Here is a 17,936-nt window from a genome sequence, read left to right on the forward strand (position 1 = left end):
TCGACGAAGCTGAGCCTACTTGAGTATGTGCTTGTAGTAGTACCAGAGCCCCCTTATTATGTCCCTTACTTCTATCATCGTGAACATCGGGCTTCTGTCGATGAACTTAGCAGTTTCTTCCCACGTATGTGCTTGAAGAACACGGTAGATGAGGAGGTGTATCTGCCTTTCGTCGAGGTATGGCTTCATCCAGCCGTCAAGGAAGTACAACTTCACTATCGGCTTCACCGCATCCAAGACGGTATCGTAGGTTAGAATCTTTCCAACGAACATTTCAAGCCTCTTTTTCTGGACATCAGTGAGAGTTATCGGATAATTGACACTCTCTCCAAACGGCGTTTCAAAGAGCCACCTCGCTATCTCGGGCTCTAGATCTCTATGCGTGTCACCAAGCCACTCCGTAAGCCTGATTCTGAACTCGTCGTTGGCTTTCCTTACTATCTCCCTGGCTTTTTTGCTTATTGGCTTTATCACTATTGCAGTGTATTCTCCGCTTACGGGATTCCTCGAGGGGCTTAGATGCACTACCGCAAACCCGTTTCTTATCCAGAACCTTATGAGCTCCTCACTCGCACCAAACCCGCTTCCAACCCAGTCAAGACCTTCCCTATCAGCTTCCTGAATTAACAGCTCAAGCGCCTTACTCCCAAGGCCCATATCCATAGCATCTGGGTGGGTGGCTATTCTAACCACTCTGTAGCCCTTTAACCTTGCGAATTCCTTTGCGTAGTGGTGCTTTACCATCATGTCGGGAATTATGTTCCCCCTCGGCTTGTATCCCTTGGCCATCCTGTCTATGTCCTTCTTCGGAATTCCTCCTTCTTTAGCTATCTGTACAGCACAGACTATCTTCCCGTTTTTGAGCCTCAAAACTCTCGCTTCGTGGTGTGGTGCATCCGCCAGAAGTGCTACATCGCTTGGCCTGTTCCGGTAGTGAGCAAGAACGTAAATACCAACGAAGTGCCTCAAATCTTCCCTATCGTTTTCAAACCAGTCATCAAGGTCTGGCTTTTCGAAGTAAACGTCCTTTTTCTTAATGAGCTCGTAGTCCTCTTCAGTTAGCTCCACAGGCTCGGCATCCAGCAGGAGGACGTCAAAGAGCCACCTCTCAATCGGGTCGTTGCTCTCATATCTAATCGGCACCGAGAGGTGTATCTCCTTGAACTCCCTCTTCTCCTTGGCCTTCTTTAGGAACTTGACAGAGAACCCCCTTCCCGCTCCCTCATATCCGTGGATTGTGGATGAGTATATAACTTTGGGCTTTTGGAGGTATTTGTGGAGGATTGGGACGTGAATTCCAGCGGCTTCATCAATTACATAAACGTCTGCGTTCATTTTATACCCTTGGGTGGGGGGATAGTACCTGATCCCAATTCCCTTGGCGTATATCTCCTTTATGAGACCATGCTCCTCTATAACCTTGGGTTTGTAGCCGAGCTTCTGGAGGCTTTTCTTTGCAAAGCGGAATAAGCTTTGCACGTTTTCGAGCTCTGGGGCCGTGACAACGATCCTCACACGCTTTTTCTTTGATTTCACCGCAAGACCAACAGAACCTATACCAACGCTGACACTCTTTCCTCTTCCCCTATCGGCCGTTAGAACGACCATTCCGTCGTTTTCTATTAGCTCTTCGAGGGCTTTAAGAACTTCAACCTGGCCGTTTGTGAGGCAGAGCTCATAGAGCTCTCTCGGGAATTTTGTTTCCTCCGGTATCTCGATTTTTTCCCTTTCGGGAAGCTTTGCCTGACTCTTCTCGTTTTCAGGACCCTTTAGAATTTTCTGGTTTTCGGCGTTTAGAATGTAAATTCCTTCGTGCTCTTCGAACTTTCTGATGAGTCTCCTGTTAAACCTCTTTTTCACATCGTCTATGGTGTAAGGGGGAGTAACGAGGCTCTTGTGAAAGCCTGTCCACATGTTTTTCCACTTTTCAAACGGGTTGGCAAGAATAAATATCAGCCCGCCACCCCTCACGGTCTCTATTATCCTACCGAGGTCGTTAGGGGAGAAATCATAGCTGAGATCAAGAACAAGCAGGTCATAAGTTCTTCCGAGAATCTCGTGTGTGTATTTAAAAGTTATAGCCGTAACGTTTACATTTTCTCCAGCAAGAACGTCAAAATGCTTCCTAAATTCTTCATACCTCTTTCTTCCAAAAGTTTCCTGTCCAAGGGCATCGGTTGCGTAAAGAACTTCCACCTTATCCTCGCTCTCGTCCCTGAGCTTTTTCTCCATAAGCTCTTCAAGAATCGAGGATATTATTTTAGCAGAAGCCCCGGCAAGAATTCCAGCCAAAGTGGCTTTTTTCATGGTCTCTCCAGGTAGAACTATCATTCTTCTGTGAAATTCTTCAATGGCCTCAGCGAGAGCGGTTTCGGTGAGCTTTAGGGTTGAATCTTTAACACCCTCGCTTTTAGCGTAGTCTCTCACTTCTTTGTCGAATCTCACTTTCACGGTCATTTTTCATCCCCACAAATGAAAAAGCCGGGATGTTTAAAAACCTATACTTCATTAAGATACCAATTTAAACGCTAAGCTTTTATACGAAAAGGGCATACTTAATATGGTGGTCTTAATGAAAAGGATTGATATCAAAGACTTGGGGAAGTTTAAGCTTGTCGGTGGACTTGATGTATACAGAAGAAAAGTCGCCTTTACGGTAAGCGAAATCAGTGTAGAAAAAGACGACTATTTCTCGAAAATTTACATCTACGATGGAAGGAACGTTAAACAGTTCACCTCTGGACCAAAAGACTCGAATCCGCGCTTTTCGCCAGATGGTAAGTTCATAGCTTTCACATCCAAAAGGCACAAGGAAAGCAAGGAGGCTGAGCTTTACTTAATCCCAACCGCGGGAGGAGAGGCAAAGCTTCTCACGAAGTTTAAATTTGGAATAAATGACTACGAGTTTTCACCTGACGGCAAAACACTCGCCGTCATAACCCCATTGGAGATCGAGAGAAAAAAGAAAAAGGACGACGTGCACATAATCAAGGAAATCCCCTTCTGGTTCAACGGTGTTGGCTGGGTTTATGGAAAGCGGAACCACATCTATCTTGTCGATGTCGAGAGCGGGAAAAAGAGAAAGCTGACGAGAGGAAACCTTAACATTCAAACCCTAAAGTGGAGCAAAGATGGAAGCAAGATCTACTTTGTTGCCCAGGAGGATAGGGAAAAGAAGCCCATGATAAGCGATCTTTTTGTTGTTGATCTTAAGAGCAAGAAGGTTGAAAAGCTGACCGAGTCAAAATGGCGCATTGGGGATTTTGTCCCTCTTGAAGACGGCACTTTTATACTTAGAATGAGCACGCTTGAGAGAGGCATTCCAACGAACACACACATCTATCACTTCAATCCCGAGACGAAAGAGGCCAAAAAGCTCACGGCAAAGCTTGACCGCTCGGCTTATAACTCTCTCAACTGCGATGTGAGAGGCCCCTCTCGGAACCCACTTGTTTATAAGGACGGCTGGGTTTATTACATAGCCACAGACGGCCCAAGGGCAAACCTCTTCAGAGTTAACCTCGATGGAGAGATAGAGCGTGTCATCGGCGGAGATAGAAATGTTGAGAGCTTTGGCATCGGAGACTACATAGCTTTCATTGCTCAGGATGCAACAACCCCGACGGAGCTTTACATCCTCAAAGATGGGAAGGAGAGGAAAGTCACAGACTTCAATGCATGGATAAGGGAGTACAAGCTCTCTAAGCCGGAGCACTTCAAAGTCAAAGCGAGCGACGGCGTTGAGATAGATGCATGGATTATGAAGCCCGTTGATTTTGAGGAGGGCAAGAAGTACCCGGCAGTTCTCGAAATCCACGGCGGGCCGAAGACGGCCTACGGCTACTCGTTCATGCATGAGTTCCATGTTTTAACTGCCAGAGGCTTTGTCGTAATATTCTCCAATCCAAGGGGAAGCGACGGCTACGGAGAGGAGTTTGCTGACATAAGGGAGCACTACGGTGAGAGAGATTATCAGGACATAATGGAAGTGGTTGATGAGGCGATAAAGAGGTTCGACTTCATAGATGGAGAGAGGATAGGCGTCACCGGCGGCTCCTACGGCGGCTTCATGACGAACTGGATAGTCGGCCACACGAAGAGGTTCAGGGCTGCTGTGACCCAGCGCTCCATCTCGAACTGGGTGAGCTTCTTCGGCACGACAGACATCGGCTACTACTTCGCCCCTGACCAGATCGGCGGCGACCCCTGGAGCAACACCGAAGGTTACTGGGAAAAGAGCCCCCTAAAGTACGCGCCCAACGTGGAAACGCCGCTCCTCATAATCCACAGCATGGAAGATTACCGCTGCTGGCTGCCAGAGGCTCTGCAGTTTTTCACGGCTTTGAAGTACCTTGGAAAAACAGTTGAGCTCGCAATCTTTCCGGGCGAAAACCACGACCTCTCAAGAAAAGGAAAGCCCAAGCACAGAATGAAGAGGCTTGAGTTAATAGTGGAGTGGATGGAGAGGTGGCTGAAGAAGTAAACCTGCGGTTCTCTTTTCTTTTCTCTTGAAAAGCGCACACAAAAGAAGCGAGAAAATAGAAAGAAACCCGCTGGGGTTCACAGCGTGTAGTCCAGAACCTTCTTGGCCTCTTCAATGTGCTCGGGGTAGACGTTCTTGATCTCCGGGTGGAGGGCTTTGATAACCCTTCCGATGAGGACGAAGAGCGTCCCGGCTATTATCGGGAGCTCGTTAATCACATCTTCCTCCAGAGGCATTTCAGCAGGTATGCTTGCAAGCACGAACTTTCTTATTGGCTCGATCTCCACTTTTTCGCTTTCAATAACAGCTCTGAAGAGGTTCATTGAGTTCTTGAAGCCTTTCGTGAGCGGCAAGTGTCTGAGCTTTATTGTGTCGCTCCCCTCAGCTATTGCATTTTCATAGGCAACTTCAAAGAGGTCAGCAAGCTTCTTCTCCACTATATCCATCATTTCCTCCGCTCTTGGCTTGGCTAGAGCTAGTTCACATGTTCTCTCCAGAATCTTCTGGAGCTGCGGGTAGGGTATTATCATCTCCACCATCTTCTCACCTCCTTTCTCCTTTTGCTCTCGATATATATTTAGTAACTAAAGGTATTTAAATTTTTCTCCAGACTTATTGGAGCACTCCATGTAAAAACATAAAGAATTAAAGAAAAATCGCACTGCTTACCTAAAATCCTCTGATAGTCGCATCTACCACAAGGCTCTCTCCAATTTTTCCATTCAGAAGAGGATAGCAGTTTTCTCCTGACTTGCACAATGTTTTAAATCCTAGGGGATACAACTTTTAATATGGTGATATTCGTGAAAATCCTAAAGCATCTGAACAGATTCCCACCCCGTTATGGTCCCGAGTGGGGCAGTGGCGGAATATTCGGTTTGAGATACCACAATGGTGTTTTGTACTTCACAGTGGCATTTGAAGCCCAAGCCCACTTCCTACGGGAGGACTCAAAAAAGGTGTACGAGTTCGACCTCGTCGGCGATGCTCCGACTTCTGGAGGAGACACCTACAATTCGGTTGAGACCGTTGATGAGTTCATCTACTTTGGCGGCTGGGTTCATGCTCCAGCGGTTTATGAAGGTAAGAACGAAAAGTCGACAATAAGCTTTGTCAACAAATACTCTCACGTTCACGAATACGATACGGAAAACGACAAAGTAAGGCTTTTGTGGAAAGATTCCATCCACCACAAGACGGATTGGGCGGGAGAAGTGAGCGACATAATATACGACCCCTACGAAGACAAGCTCCTTATAGCAAGGGAAGATGGGCATGCACACCTCGGCATATACGAACTTGACAGAAAAACCGGGAAGGCAAAGCCCCTAAATGAAAATCCCAGCCTTAAGGGGGCTCTTGTCCACGACACCGTCTTCTTCGGGGTTGGAAAGAACTTTGATTGGGGAGTGAGAGAGCTGCATGCATTTGATCTAATTACAAGAAAATGGGAAGCTTTTCCAGTAGCTGTGAGCTCTGTAGACGGAAATCCTCCTGTGAGGCCAGTTTTAGGTGACATGGAAAGCGCATACAACAGAGTTTTTGCCTTCGTGAGGGGAGGAATGTTTGTGGGCAATCCCCTTAACGGTGAGGAGATGACATTCTTTAGGTTGCTGGACTTTCCAAGCTTCTATGCCCCTATGAGAACAAACGCTCTCCCAATAGGAGGAGGGATACTGATAGCTTACAATGCCCATCATGATGCGATCTACAGGCCAATGAATGAGGGAAGTAGGGTTATGGCAGAGTTTACAAACACCATAAATGCTCCCTCTTTGCTCCTTTATGTGGCTCCTCCAATGGTTAAGGTGGTGGGCGTTTTTGGTGCAAGGATAACCAGCATAGAGAAAGCCTTTGGAAAAATACTCTTAGGAACAAACACCACCCCTAATACGGGAGCCTTAGAGGCTACGCCGTTTGATACCGGTAATAGAGATATTGTTGTTCTCGACGAAGATGTAATCCATAGAAAGCCTCCAGCTCTTAGTATCTCCCTCAAAACTGCCGCTCTGGCAAAAGTAGGTGAGCTCTTTGGAGCAAAAGCCTTTGGAGGAATACCTCTCGACGGATATAAAGAGGCCGAGCTAATAATAACCTCAAGCAAGGATAACAGGCTAACGATATACGAGTACGACCTTTCCCTCCCGCCTGGGAGGGCTTATGAAGAGTTTATTGGAATAAAAAGCGGTAGGAACATTATTGACCTATCGTCGTTCAGCGGTATAGTTTCATTTAAACTTGAAGAACCAGATGTTGCAGGAAAAATAAAAATAAAGCTCCTCTAGTCTTTTTAAAATTTTTAGAGTAGGGAAATCACACAGCAATTGTATTCTTCCAGCTCAAACTGCTTTCGATGAGCTCTTGTGGGGTTAGCTCCTTTTCGCTGATGACTTCCGGCTCAAAGGGCTTAAGCATCTCCAAGAGCTTTTCTTTTGGAAGCTTTGTTTCGTCAAATATCACATACCCGTACTTGGAGTACCCGTTGAGGAAGACCCTATAGACAGCTGCATCGAGTGAAAGCTTGTACTGCATCTCCCTCGCTTCATCGGGAGTTATTTTGCCGAATTTAAGATCTATCCTTATCATCCCCCATCACCCGAAGTAGTTCTTTATGTCGATGTAGGTCTTTCTATAGAGCTCACTCTCCTTCATTTTTTCAATGAACTTCTTGGTTCTTACGTACTTGTCTTTACTGTACTCCCAGTCTGGATGTAGCTTTTTCCATTCTTCCCAGGTGTAGCTGAATTGAGCTTGAACTTTGTCTCTATAGAGTTCGGGTATTACGTTGAAGGTACAGAAGGGCACAATCCTTCCGTCAGGCATTGCATAGTGAATTACACAGCGCTCTACCCTTTCAACATCGTAGTTGTACTCATCCATGAAGTGCATCATTCCGAGGAAGAGCGTCTTGTAGTGGAACTGGCCAAGTGCCTCGTAAGTTCCATGTGTAAATGCTTCTCTTATAATCTTTAACACGTCAAAGCTTTTTGGAGCGTATTTTTCGTCATAGAAGCTCTTGAACTTGAGGAATATCTCCGCACCAAGCTTGAGCTTCTGAAGCTTTCCAAGGGTCTTCCATTTTTCTATCCCCTCAACCTTGCTTTCGAGGAACTCCACAAAGCCTTCCACATCAAGGAATCTCGAAATTGGAATCACTCTGTCCCCATCGAGGAAGACATATGTTGCAGCTCCACAGCCAAAGTGTGATGTCATGTAGTATCTCTTACCTGCAAAAGCCTCGAAGAACCTCGCAATGTGTCCAGCAGTTGGTATTGGATACCAGTCTTCTTTTGCTATTGCCCCGTTTGTCTGTTCCTCTATCTTCTTTATTGCTCCGGGAATGGTAATCCTAAAGCGCTGTCTTTCCTTCTTTGGAACTCTCCCCACGAGGGAAATCGGCTGGAAGTTGACTCCTCTAACTATGTCGAGGTGGTTGAGACCGAAGTTGATTATGGCACCGAGTTCGTGGTCGTTTACGTTCCTTATGGTTGTGGGCACGAGAACAATTCCCGGCCCGCCGGCTCTTCTTACGTTTTCGAAAATCAATGGAATCTCCCAGTGGTTCTTCCAGTTTGTTTTTGGGGTCATTCCATCGTAGCTCAAGTATAAGGTATTGACACCTGCTTCTCTAATCTTCTTTACAAGCTCAGGCTCAAATGCGAGCCTTATTCCATCGGTGTTTAGCTGAACGTGGTCATACCCTTCTTCCTTTGCAATCTTTATGATCTCTATGAGGTCATCCCTCAGTGTTGGCTCCCCTCCAGTGAACTGGACGGCATTGGCACCAATGGGCTCTTCCTTCTTTGCGTTGCGGAGCATTATGCGTATCTGCTCGAGAGTGGGCTCATAAATTGGCTGACCCTCCTTGGCATAGAAGAAACAATTGCTTACTAGAATTCCATCAGATGCTACAAATGAATGGCTCTCATTCTCAACCTCAAGGTCATATACGTATCCCTCGTAGTTTTCAACCTTTATCTCGCTAATTGTGTCAATGTAAAAGTCTGAAACCTTCTTGACTTTGGAGGGCTTTCTGTCTCCTATGTTATTTAACTTTTTACGATGCCCTTCTCTCAGATCAAGCATTTCGACAAGTTTTACAAGGTCGGTTCCCGCTATATATATCTTGTAGAGGTCGTGGTTTGCCCCATTCATTTTCTCTTTTGGAACCATGTAAACCCTCGCGAATATCCCTAAGGAGGCCAGCAAGTATAGCATGTCCCTAATAAGCCCTTTAGAAACACTTGCATATCCCATATGCAGAACTTTGTCTCCTCTTACTACATATCCGTCTCCATTAAAGAGTCCACTAAGTAGAGCTATCTTTGCTTCAACCGGGAAGTTCAGGAAATTCTTGGGTAACCTCTTATTGGGTGCTCCTTCAGGGATTCCCAGTACATACTTGAAGACAAGCCGCATTAACCTACTACCTACAACTATCTGCTTAGCTTTTCCTTCCCATTCCAATATGCTGTACGGAAGGTTGAGGAAGTTGAGTATTGAAATTATTTCTTTCTCGACATCCTTATGCCCAACAGTTATTCTCAAATCCTTGTTGCTATAATTACCATCCGAGACAAAATATCCTATCAACTTTGCAAATTCAGGGGTTATTCTGAGTTTAGAAGGAAGCTCATTACTTGTGGCATCCCTGCCGAGTCTAAACTCTCCTTCAGTTATCCCCAATTTATAGAATGCCGAAAGAGGCATAGAATCACTCTTCTTCCAGTGATAAATTATATCTCCGTATTCCTCTTTGAGCGGCAAAAGATCCAGCGTTGATATCCCTCTGACATATATTTTTTCCTTTTCTTCTTCTGGTAATGATCTAAAAGCTTCTAAGAGGTTTATTTCAAATTCTTCCCTCTCATCAGTTTCAAGATTCCATAGTAGTATTAGCTCATCTTCGACGTTAAGTTCATCAGCCCTCTTTTTTACTATCTTTCCGTTTTCATATATAAAGAACTTATGCTCTGGCGTCGTTCTTATTTCCCTTCCAGTTCTCGTCTTTATGACCATTATTTCTCCCGAGTGTTTTCTTCTGAGGAATTTTGTGACTCTTGTCCATTCGGCCTTTCCATTATTGTAAGTTAAAACATATAGGTTCTCGGGAGTTGAATACTCTCCCCTAAATCCCCCTATCTGCACTGTATGTTCAAAGGAAAACATCTTTGCAATCTCTTCGAATTTTGCAAGCTTAACTTCACCACCAAACTTGAATAGTGCCTCTTCATATCCTGGGAAGCAGTACCAGCAGCTCAAATTACATCTGTTTGTCAAAACTATATTGAGCAAGTTGGTATGGGAGCGGTGTCTTGGACAGAGGCCACAATCAAAAGGACAATTGACACCGGTGTTTTCAACGTTGTAACTCTTTATCTTAAAGTCATATTTCCACTCCTCAAAACGCTTGTACATCTCAGCATCTTCATAATAAACATCAGTTATCATACCTTCAGGACATTTCTTTGTTATCCACACTTTCCCATCCTTTTCCCAGACCACAGCGGGGACAACTTTCCTGGTCTCAGGGCAGAGGGACCAGGTTTTATGAGGGAGGGGCCCACCGTAACCGCCTCTGGCTTTTGTAAGAAGCTCATTAAATTCCTCCTCACTTATTTCCGGATACTCAATGATATCGCGAACTTTCTTGGTGAGCTCATTAAATTCCTTTTCCCCACTTGGTACTCCCTCTGATATTTCTTCCATTCTAATCACCTCTACACGTTTTTACAAATATGAAGTATAAAAACTTTTGCGTAAATATGAAGATTTACTTTCATAGGTATTCCAAAAAGTTCTGAATTATGGCCACTACTATTATCTATACCGCAGAGTATTTATGGATATTCCCTCACATGTGCGATTTCTCGGAAACGGTTAAAAACACCAAGACTCCCAAATAAGATGGTGGTGAAGAATGCCAGCAAGAGAGATGAGAATGGAAATGTTTCTCAGAGCGCTTATGAGGGGAGACTACTCCAAGGCGAAAGCTCATCTGGACAAGCTTGAGAAGATAGTAGGAGATGATGAGTGGGGTAGGGGATACAGCAAGGCTATAAACGGCTTTTTATCCGCATTGAGTGACAATGATACCGATGCACTGATAGTTCAGCTTATAAGAAACCCAGACAATGAAAAGGCCAAAAAACTCCTCGAACATTTTGAGAACATACTTCAGCATGAGTTTAGGGACGACTATGAAAAGGGGTACTATACAGCCTGGAAAGAGCTCCTAACAGCTTATTTATCCCAAGAAAGACTGGGTGTTAATCATGAAAAAAAATGAAGTCATGAAAAAGCTCGAAGAGAAAATAAAGACGTGTAAAAAGTGTCCGTTGGGAGAATTAAGGACAAACGCAGTCCCCGGCTCGGGAAGCTACGATGCCAAAATAATGTTCGTTGGAGAAGCCCCGGGTTATTGGGAAGATCAAAAGGGCCTGCCCTTTGTCGGAAGGGCAGGGAAAGTCCTTGACGAGCTTTTAGAGGGTATCGGACTAACAAGAGAAGAAGTGTACATTACCAACATTGTAAAGTGCCGGCCTCCCAACAACAGGGACCCAACGGAAGAGGAAATCAAGGCCTGCTCTCCGTACTTGGATAAGCAGATTGATGTAATCCGGCCGAAAGTTATAGTCCCTTTGGGAAGGCACTCAATGGCCTATATTCTTAAAAAGTTTGGATTTGAGCCGGAGCCAATAAGCAAAATACATGGAAAAACATTTGAAGCGAAGACACTTTTCGGGAAGATCATCATAATGCCGATGTATCATCCGGCTGTTGCTCTCTATAGGCCCCAGCTTAGAGAGGAACTGGAAAAAGATTTTAAAAAGCTGAAAGAGATGCTGAAAGAGCTATCTTAATTTTGCAATCTTACTTCGAAATCTTTTTTGCTTTGATGTTCTCCAACCTAATATTCTTCACGTGATTTCTCACAAAGCGCCAAAAACGTTAGGAAAGCATTTTTATGGTAAAAGAGCAATAATGCATAATGTTAAACACAGCACACCATTAGAATACAACAAAGAACAGAAATCTACATCATATTGATTCGAAAATATTTCGACAAATTTTAGTGGCTATATAAAAAAATTCGAATATTATCAAAAACGCAACAATATTTGCGAAAAATTTATAAAGAAGTCGAAAAATTTGGGCTCAAGAAAAATATGTACGGAGGTGTAAGCTGTGTCAGACTTTGGGGTGTTGTCTTTGCTCCCCCCATTGGTAGCAATTGGATTGGCGATATGGTCTAAAAGAGTTATACTAGCGTTGTTTTCGGGTATATGGATTGGTGGGGTAATGATCTCTGGCTGGAACCCGATAACCGGAACCACCCAGAGCCTAGAATGGATAGTGGGCAGCGTTACCGATGACTGGAACGCCAGGATACTCATATTCGACTTCCTCATTGGAGCTGGCGTTGGCCTCATCTACAAGTCCGGTGGAGTGCATGCACTGGCAAAAGCCCTATCCAAGAGGGTAAGAACGAGTAGAGGAGCCTCCGTCCTTGGGTGGCTCATGGGTGTCCTGGTGTTCTTCGATGACTATACCAACACCATTATAGTCGGAAACACGATGCGCCCTGTAACGGACAGGACAAGGGTTTCAAGGGAAATGCTGGCGTACATCGACGATTCAACGGCCGCACCGGTCGCCGGGCTGGCTTTAATCTCAACGTGGATTGGCTATGAGCTGGCGATGATAGGGAGAGGTTTTGATGCGTCCGAGGTAGTGTACAACTCCTATGATGCTTGGCTCTCAAGCATTCCCTTCAGGTTCTACTCGATTCTGGCGATAATACTCGTGTTCATAGTGGCATACACCCACAGGCACTACGGCCCGATGCTCCACGCTGAGTACCGCGCCAGGACGACCGGCAAAGTCCTTCGCGACGGAGCAAAGCCGCTCATGACCACCGAGACAGACATTGGCGCACCCAAAGAGGGCGGTAGCCCGTGGGACTTCGTCATACCGGTTCTTGCCCTCGTTGTAGTGTCTCTGCTAGGTCTCTGGTACACAGGTGCTGCAAACTTGGCAGCATACGATCAAGACCTCGGATGGTGGACAGAGCTTGAGAACCCCTTCGGCGTGAACTTCATCAGCTACAGCTTCGTTGACTCCTTCCGCGAGGCGGATGCCGCAACGGCCCTGCTCTGGGGATCGTTTGTTATGGTGGTGGTCGCCAGCATAATGCTTCTTGGAAGGAAGAGAATGACCTTGGAAGAATGGGAGGAGACGGTAATCAGGGGAATGAAGCAGATGATCTTCGCCAACACAGTTTTGGTCCTTGCGTGGAGCCTTGGCAATGCAGCCGACACCGTGGGAACTGGCTCCTATGTGATAAACCTCGCCACCAGCTCCGGCGCTGACCTCGGCCCGTGGATGCCCCTCATAATGTTCCTCGCGGCCATGTTCGTGGCCTTCACAACCGGAACCAGCTGGGGAACCTTCGCTATAATGGTGCCCCTCGGCGTCCAGATGAGCCTTGCCTTCACAAACGGACAGGTCAACGAGATAGTCTTCGCCACCATCGGAGCTACCTTCACCGGTTCCATCTTCGGAGACCACTGCTCCCCCATAAGCGATACGACGATCATGAGTTCAATGTTCTCTGGCTCAGACCACATAGACCACGTTACGACTCAGATCCCCTATGCTATTACGGTTGCGGCAATCGGTGCAGTGCTCTACATTCTCTTCGGTCTCGGAGTCATGAGTTGGGCAGTCCTCCTGCCGCTCGGCATAGTGCTGCTCGTTGGCGCCTGGTACGTCCTCAGCGAGTGGTACGGCAAGAAATATGGAATCCCACACGGAAAAGTACCAGTGTATGTTGTTGAAGAGTGATTTTTCTCTTTCTTTTTACTGTTCATGTTAGTATCATTAGGCATAGAGGCTTATGTTTAAAAATCCAAATATCGACTTTTCTAGGAGGTGAGAGCATGTTGATAAGGGCTTTTGTTCCAGCACACATCACGGCTTTTTTTGTCCCCAGGTTCAATGAAGAGCCTCTTTTGGCTGGTTCACTTGGGGCCGGCATAAATTTAAGCAAGGGAACCAACGTCTTTATAAGCTTGGAAGAGGGCTTGGAAAGGCACATACACATAGCGTTTAATGGAGAGCCCGTTAAAAAAGAAGATGCAGTTATCAGCTACTCCGTTGCTTATGACATCCTCCCGAAGGATTTTGAAGGGGAGCTTGAAATCTGGCAATATTTCGACTTTCCAAATGGATATGGTTTTGGGAACAGTGCCGGTGGAGCCCTCGGAACTGCCCTCTCTTTGGGATTTGCCCTTAAAGAGAAAACTTTTCTCCAGGCCGCTCAAATAGCCCACAAGTATGAGGTTCTCCACAAAGGTGGGCTGGGAGACGTTATAGCCCAAATCCACGGAGGGATAGAGATCAGGACAAAACCCGGGGCTCCCGGAATTGGAGTAGTGGATAACATCTTTTTTGAGGGATACAAAGTTCTGGCAGTGCCTATGGGGAGGTTATCTACAAAAGAAGTGCTCGACAGCGATGTGATTCGCCTAATCGAGAAGGAAGGAGAAAAAGCCATTAATGCACTTCTCTCCAACCCTAAAGTTGAAGTTTTGATGAAGGAAGCGAGGGCGTTTTCTGAACGTACGGGTTTGCTCTCAGGTGAGCTTTTGGAAATTGCTAGAGAACTTGATAAAGCACTTAAGTTGCCGTCCTCAATGGTCATGCTGGGCAAGAGCCTGTTTGCCCTTTTGAGGGAAGAGGAAATAGAGAAAGTAAAATCCATCATGGACGAACTTTCCATAGACGATTACCACATATGCGAGGTTTACACCCAGAGGCCCAGCGTTGAAAGATGGGTGGAGGGAGAAAGATGAACCCCCTGTATCTTGCTCTCTCAGTTTTATTCATCCTTCTAACAATATACTTTAACAAAAGCAACCAGCGAGCAATCGGAATTATTGCGTCGGGGTTTGCTGGAGGATTTGCATTTTTGTTTGCCTTTGAAAAAAGTGGGTACTCACCTTTCCTGGTATTCGCTGGAGGTTTTGCAGCGACTGTATTTTTTGAGTTCTTAAAATTCAGACTAGTGCAGAGAGACTAATCTTTTTATTCTTTTATGGGGTACTTCAACGTGGTGGTGTGGATGCTATACAAAGAACTGGTTGAGCTGTATAAAAGACTTGAGAAAACAACTTTAAAGACCCTCAAGACAAAATTTGTGGCGGACTTTTTAAAGAAAGTTGAGGATCCAGAGCTGTTGGAGATTGTTCCCTATTTAATTCTTGGGAAGGTCTTTCCGGATTGGGACGAGAGAGAGCTCGGCGTGGGCGAGAAGCTACTGATAAGGGCTGTTTCTATGGCCACTGGAGTAAACAGCGATGAGATAGAAAATTCCGTAAAAGATACTGGAGATTTGGGAGAGAGCGTTGCCCTTGCTCTCCAAAAGAGGAAGCAAAAAAGCTTTTTCTCTCAGCCTCTTACAATAAAAAGGGTTTACAGCACTCTGGTTAAAGTTGCCGAAACCACCGGCGAAGGAAGCCAAGATAGAAAGCTGAAGTACCTCGCCAATCTCTTCATGGATGCTTCTCCGGAGGAAGGAAAGTATCTGGCAAGGACAATACTGGGGACTATGAGAACGGGAGTTGCAGAGGGGCTGCTGAGGGATGCAATAGCAGAGGCGTTTAGGGTAAAGGTCGAGCTTGTTGAGAGGGCTTACATGCTTACGAGCGATTTCGGATTCGTGGCTAAAATAGCAAAGCTTGAGGGAGACGAGGGCCTTTCGAAAGTAAAAATCCAAGTCGGAAAGCCAATTAAGCCAATGCTCGCCCAGATGGCAGCCAACGTTAGAGAGGCATTAATAGAAATGGGCGGGGAAGCGGAGTTTGAGATTAAATATGACGGTGCGAGAGTTCAGGTGCACAAAGATGGGGACAAAGTTGTAATTTACTCAAGACGCCTTGAAAACGTTACAAAGTCGATTCCCGAGGTTGTGGAGAGAGTTAAAAATGCCCTAAAGCCGGAGAAAGTCATTGTAGAGGGTGAACTTGTCGCCGTTGGGGAAGGAGGAAGGCCAAGGCCATTCCAGTATGTGCTGAGGAGGTTTAGAAGGAAGTACAACATAGAAGAGATGATTGAGAAGATACCCCTCGAGCTCAACCTCTTCGACGTTCTTTACATTGACGGCGAAAGCATGATAGACGTTCAGCTCATAGAGAGGAGGAAAACCCTAGAAAGCATTGTAGAGACGAACGAGTGGATAAAAGTCGCCGAGAATTTAATAACAAAGAATCCAGAAGAGGCTGAGGAGTTCTATCAAAGGGCCCTTGAGCTTGGTCATGAAGGGCTAATGGCAAAAAGGCTTGACTCAGTTTACGAGCCTGGTAACAGGGGTAAGAAGTGGCTGAAGATCAAACCAACGATGGAAAACCTCGATTTGGTCATTATAGGTGCAGAATGGGGAGAGGGAAGAAGAAGCGGAGTTCTAAGCTCGTTCCTTTTAGGCGCATACGACCCCGTAAGGGGGGACTTTGTCCCGGTTGGTAAGGTCGGGAGCGGGTTCACAGATGAAGACCTAATAGAGTTCACCAAGATGCTTAAACCTCTTATAAAGAAAGAGCATGGGAAGTTCGTGGAGATAGAGCCCAAAGTGGTTATAGAAGTAACCTACCAGGAGATTCAAAAGAGCCCCAAGTACGAGAGCGGTTTTGCACTGAGGTTCCCGAGATTTGTTGCGTTGAGAGAGGACAAAGGTCCGGAAGATGCCGACACTGTACAAAGGATAGCCGAACTGTATCAGCTCCAGGAAAGAATGAAAGGGGGCAAATGATCCTTTTAATTTTTTAGCCCATTGACCCCTATTTAGGAGTTTGTAGTTTTCGTTGACAAATACAAAAGCTTCTTTGTGCTTCTTTATTCAGGAGTGTGTCAAAAACCATTGGTTGTACATGTTATGTTCAAGAAATGCTTATATTCCGCACAAATTATATATAAATAAATACATTTGGAGGGATGTACAATGTTGTGGGAGTCTCAAATCCCCATAAACCAGGTGTTTGAACTTCGCTGCAGAACCATAGACTATTTTGGCGTTGGCGCCATTAACAAGTTCTATGACATAGCCAAAGACCTTAAGGAAAACCGTGGCATAACTAGGGTCATCCTTGTCACCGGAAAGAGCGGATACAAGAAGTGCGGTGCTTGGGATGTCGTCAAGCCCGCCCTTGAGGAATACGGTATCGAATATGTTCACTACGACAAGGTCGGCCCAAACCCGACCGTTGATATGGTTGACGAGGCCACAGAGCTAGGCAAGGAGTTCGGAGCTCAGGCTGTTATTGGTATCGGTGGTGGAAGCCCAATCGACACAGCCAAGAGCGTCGCCATTCTGCTGGAGTACACAGACAAGAACGCGAGAGAGCTCTATGAAGGAAAGTTCTTTGCAATGAAGGCCAAGCCCATCATAGCAATTAACACCACCCACGGAACGGGAACCGAGGTAGACAGATTTGCAGTGGCATCAATTCCAGAGAAAGAGTACAAGCCAGCAATAGCTTTTGACTGCATCTACCCACTCTACGCAATCGACGACCCGGCTCTCACAACCAAGCTCCCAGCCGACCAGACCCGTTATGTGACCATTGACGCGCTCAACCACATAACCGAGGCCGCGACCACCAAGGTCACAAATCCCTACTCCATACTCCTCGCCCAAGAGACTGCTAGGCTGATATTCGACTACCTCCCGAAGGCCATAGCTGACCCCAACAACCTCTCAGCCAGGTACTACCTGCTCTATGCCTCCGCAATAGCGGGTATATCCTTCGACAACGGTATGCTCCACTTCACCCACGCCCTCGAACACCCACTCAGTGCCGTGAAGCCAGACCTCCCACACGGACTCGGTCTCGCGATGCTCTTGCCCGCGGTCATTAAGCACATATACCCCGCCACGGCTAGAGTGCTCGCTGAGGTCTATAGACCACTCGTTCCAGATGCCAAGGGAGTTCCAGGCGAAGCTGAGTACGTCGCAAGGAAAGTCGAGGAGTGGCTTTTCAGCATCGGAATCACTCAGAAGCTCACTGATGTTGGATTCACAGAGGACGACATCGACAAGCTCACCGAATTAGCCATGACAACCCCAAGCCTTGGCCTGTTGCTCTCACTTGCCCCAATTGACGCAACTAGAGAGACCATTGCAGCTATTTACAGAGATTCACTGTATCCAATGAGCAAGTGAAATTCTGTTTTGTCTTATTCACTTTTTTATTTGGGGTAATAGAGAGCTTATTCCAGTGATTGATACTATCTGTGTCAGACGTGAGAAGATTAAGCTCTTCTCTGGCATAATGGCTTCAAAAGGTAGTGCTAAAGGGGCCCCCGTAGTATTCCCTTCTGATACTGTTAGGATAAGCTGTGGGGTGTCAGGTTTAAGTTACTGGCAGTACTTTAGAAAAAGAAGGGGGAACATGAA

13 protein-coding genes are annotated in these 17,936 nt (G+C 46.0%); 9 read left to right on the forward strand and 4 right to left on the reverse strand.

Features of this window, described 5'->3' with window-relative positions:
- Positions 1–15: 15 nt before the first annotated feature.
- Positions 16–2,457 carry a tRNA(Met) cytidine acetyltransferase TmcA gene (locus tag GBV73_RS02585; protein WP_152879059.1) on the reverse strand — a complete coding sequence of 814 codons (2,442 nt, stop codon included), beginning with the start codon at positions 2,455–2,457 and terminating at the stop codon, positions 16–18.
- A gap of 115 nt (positions 2,458–2,572) precedes the next feature.
- Between GBV73_RS02585 and GBV73_RS02590 the strand changes: the two genes are divergently transcribed.
- Positions 2,573–4,483 carry a S9 family peptidase gene (locus GBV73_RS02590; RefSeq protein WP_152879061.1) on the forward strand — a complete coding sequence of 637 codons (1,911 nt, stop codon included), beginning with the start codon at positions 2,573–2,575 and terminating at the stop codon, positions 4,481–4,483.
- A 77-nt stretch (positions 4,484–4,560) separates the two neighbouring features.
- Here the strand turns inward: GBV73_RS02590 and GBV73_RS02595 are convergent, their stop codons facing one another.
- Positions 4,561–5,022, reverse strand: coding sequence for a DUF1931 family protein (locus GBV73_RS02595; protein ID WP_152879063.1), 462 nt, complete (start codon positions 5,020–5,022; stop codon positions 4,561–4,563).
- Between the two features lie 252 nt (positions 5,023–5,274).
- Between GBV73_RS02595 and GBV73_RS02600 the strand changes: the two genes are divergently transcribed.
- On the forward strand, positions 5,275–6,768 hold the full coding sequence (locus tag GBV73_RS02600) for a DUF2139 domain-containing protein (RefSeq protein WP_152879065.1): 1,494 nt from the start codon (positions 5,275–5,277) through the stop codon (positions 6,766–6,768).
- Between the two features lie 28 nt (positions 6,769–6,796).
- On the opposite strand, the gene GBV73_RS02605 is transcribed toward GBV73_RS02600, so the two are convergent.
- On the reverse strand, positions 6,797–7,069 hold the full coding sequence (locus GBV73_RS02605) for a DUF3213 domain-containing protein (protein ID WP_152879067.1): 273 nt from the start codon (positions 7,067–7,069) through the stop codon (positions 6,797–6,799).
- A gap of 6 nt (positions 7,070–7,075) precedes the next feature.
- A complete protein-coding gene (gene tes-int / locus GBV73_RS02610; RefSeq protein WP_172967194.1) occupies positions 7,076–10,192 on the reverse strand; it encodes a tetraether lipid synthase Tes, intein-containing in 3,117 nt (1,038 codons plus the stop codon).
- Positions 10,193–10,403: 211 nt separating this feature from the next.
- On the opposite strand from tes-int, the gene GBV73_RS02615 reads away from it, so the two are divergent.
- The 7 genes from GBV73_RS02615 to GBV73_RS02645 all read left to right on the forward strand — a co-directional run bounded on the left by GBV73_RS02615 (position 10,404) and on the right by GBV73_RS02645 (position 17,702).
- Entirely contained in the window at positions 10,404–10,772 is a 369-nt protein-coding gene (locus GBV73_RS02615) for a hypothetical protein (RefSeq protein ID WP_152879069.1), read from the forward strand.
- A complete protein-coding gene (udg, locus tag GBV73_RS02620) occupies positions 10,759–11,346 on the forward strand; it encodes a type-4 uracil-DNA glycosylase (RefSeq protein ID WP_152879071.1) in 588 nt (195 codons plus the stop codon). Before GBV73_RS02615 ends, udg begins: the two co-directional genes overlap by 14 nt.
- Positions 11,347–11,671: 325 nt before the next feature.
- Entirely contained in the window at positions 11,672–13,330 is a 1,659-nt protein-coding gene (locus GBV73_RS02625; protein WP_371716986.1) for a Na+/H+ antiporter NhaC family protein, read from the forward strand.
- A gap of 95 nt (positions 13,331–13,425) precedes the next feature.
- Positions 13,426–14,340 carry a pantoate kinase gene (locus tag GBV73_RS02630; RefSeq protein WP_152879073.1) on the forward strand — a complete coding sequence of 305 codons (915 nt, stop codon included), beginning with the start codon at positions 13,426–13,428 and terminating at the stop codon, positions 14,338–14,340.
- A complete protein-coding gene (locus tag GBV73_RS02635) occupies positions 14,337–14,567 on the forward strand; it encodes a hypothetical protein (RefSeq protein ID WP_042697595.1) in 231 nt (76 codons plus the stop codon). The genes GBV73_RS02630 and GBV73_RS02635 overlap by 4 nt, the downstream gene beginning before the upstream one ends.
- Positions 14,568–14,609: 42 nt before the next feature.
- Positions 14,610–16,292, forward strand: coding sequence for an ATP-dependent DNA ligase (locus GBV73_RS02640; protein WP_152879085.1), 1,683 nt, complete (start codon positions 14,610–14,612; stop codon positions 16,290–16,292).
- A 189-nt stretch (positions 16,293–16,481) separates the two neighbouring features.
- Positions 16,482–17,702 (forward strand): iron-containing alcohol dehydrogenase, encoded by a 1,221-nt coding sequence (locus GBV73_RS02645; RefSeq protein WP_216643933.1) that lies wholly within the window; start codon positions 16,482–16,484, stop codon positions 17,700–17,702.
- Positions 17,703–17,936: the final 234 nt, after the last annotated feature.

The organism is Thermococcus sp. 101 C5 (genome assembly GCF_009372125.1).
In the GTDB taxonomy this organism is placed as follows: domain Archaea; phylum Methanobacteriota_B; class Thermococci; order Thermococcales; family Thermococcaceae; genus Thermococcus_A; species Thermococcus_A bergensis.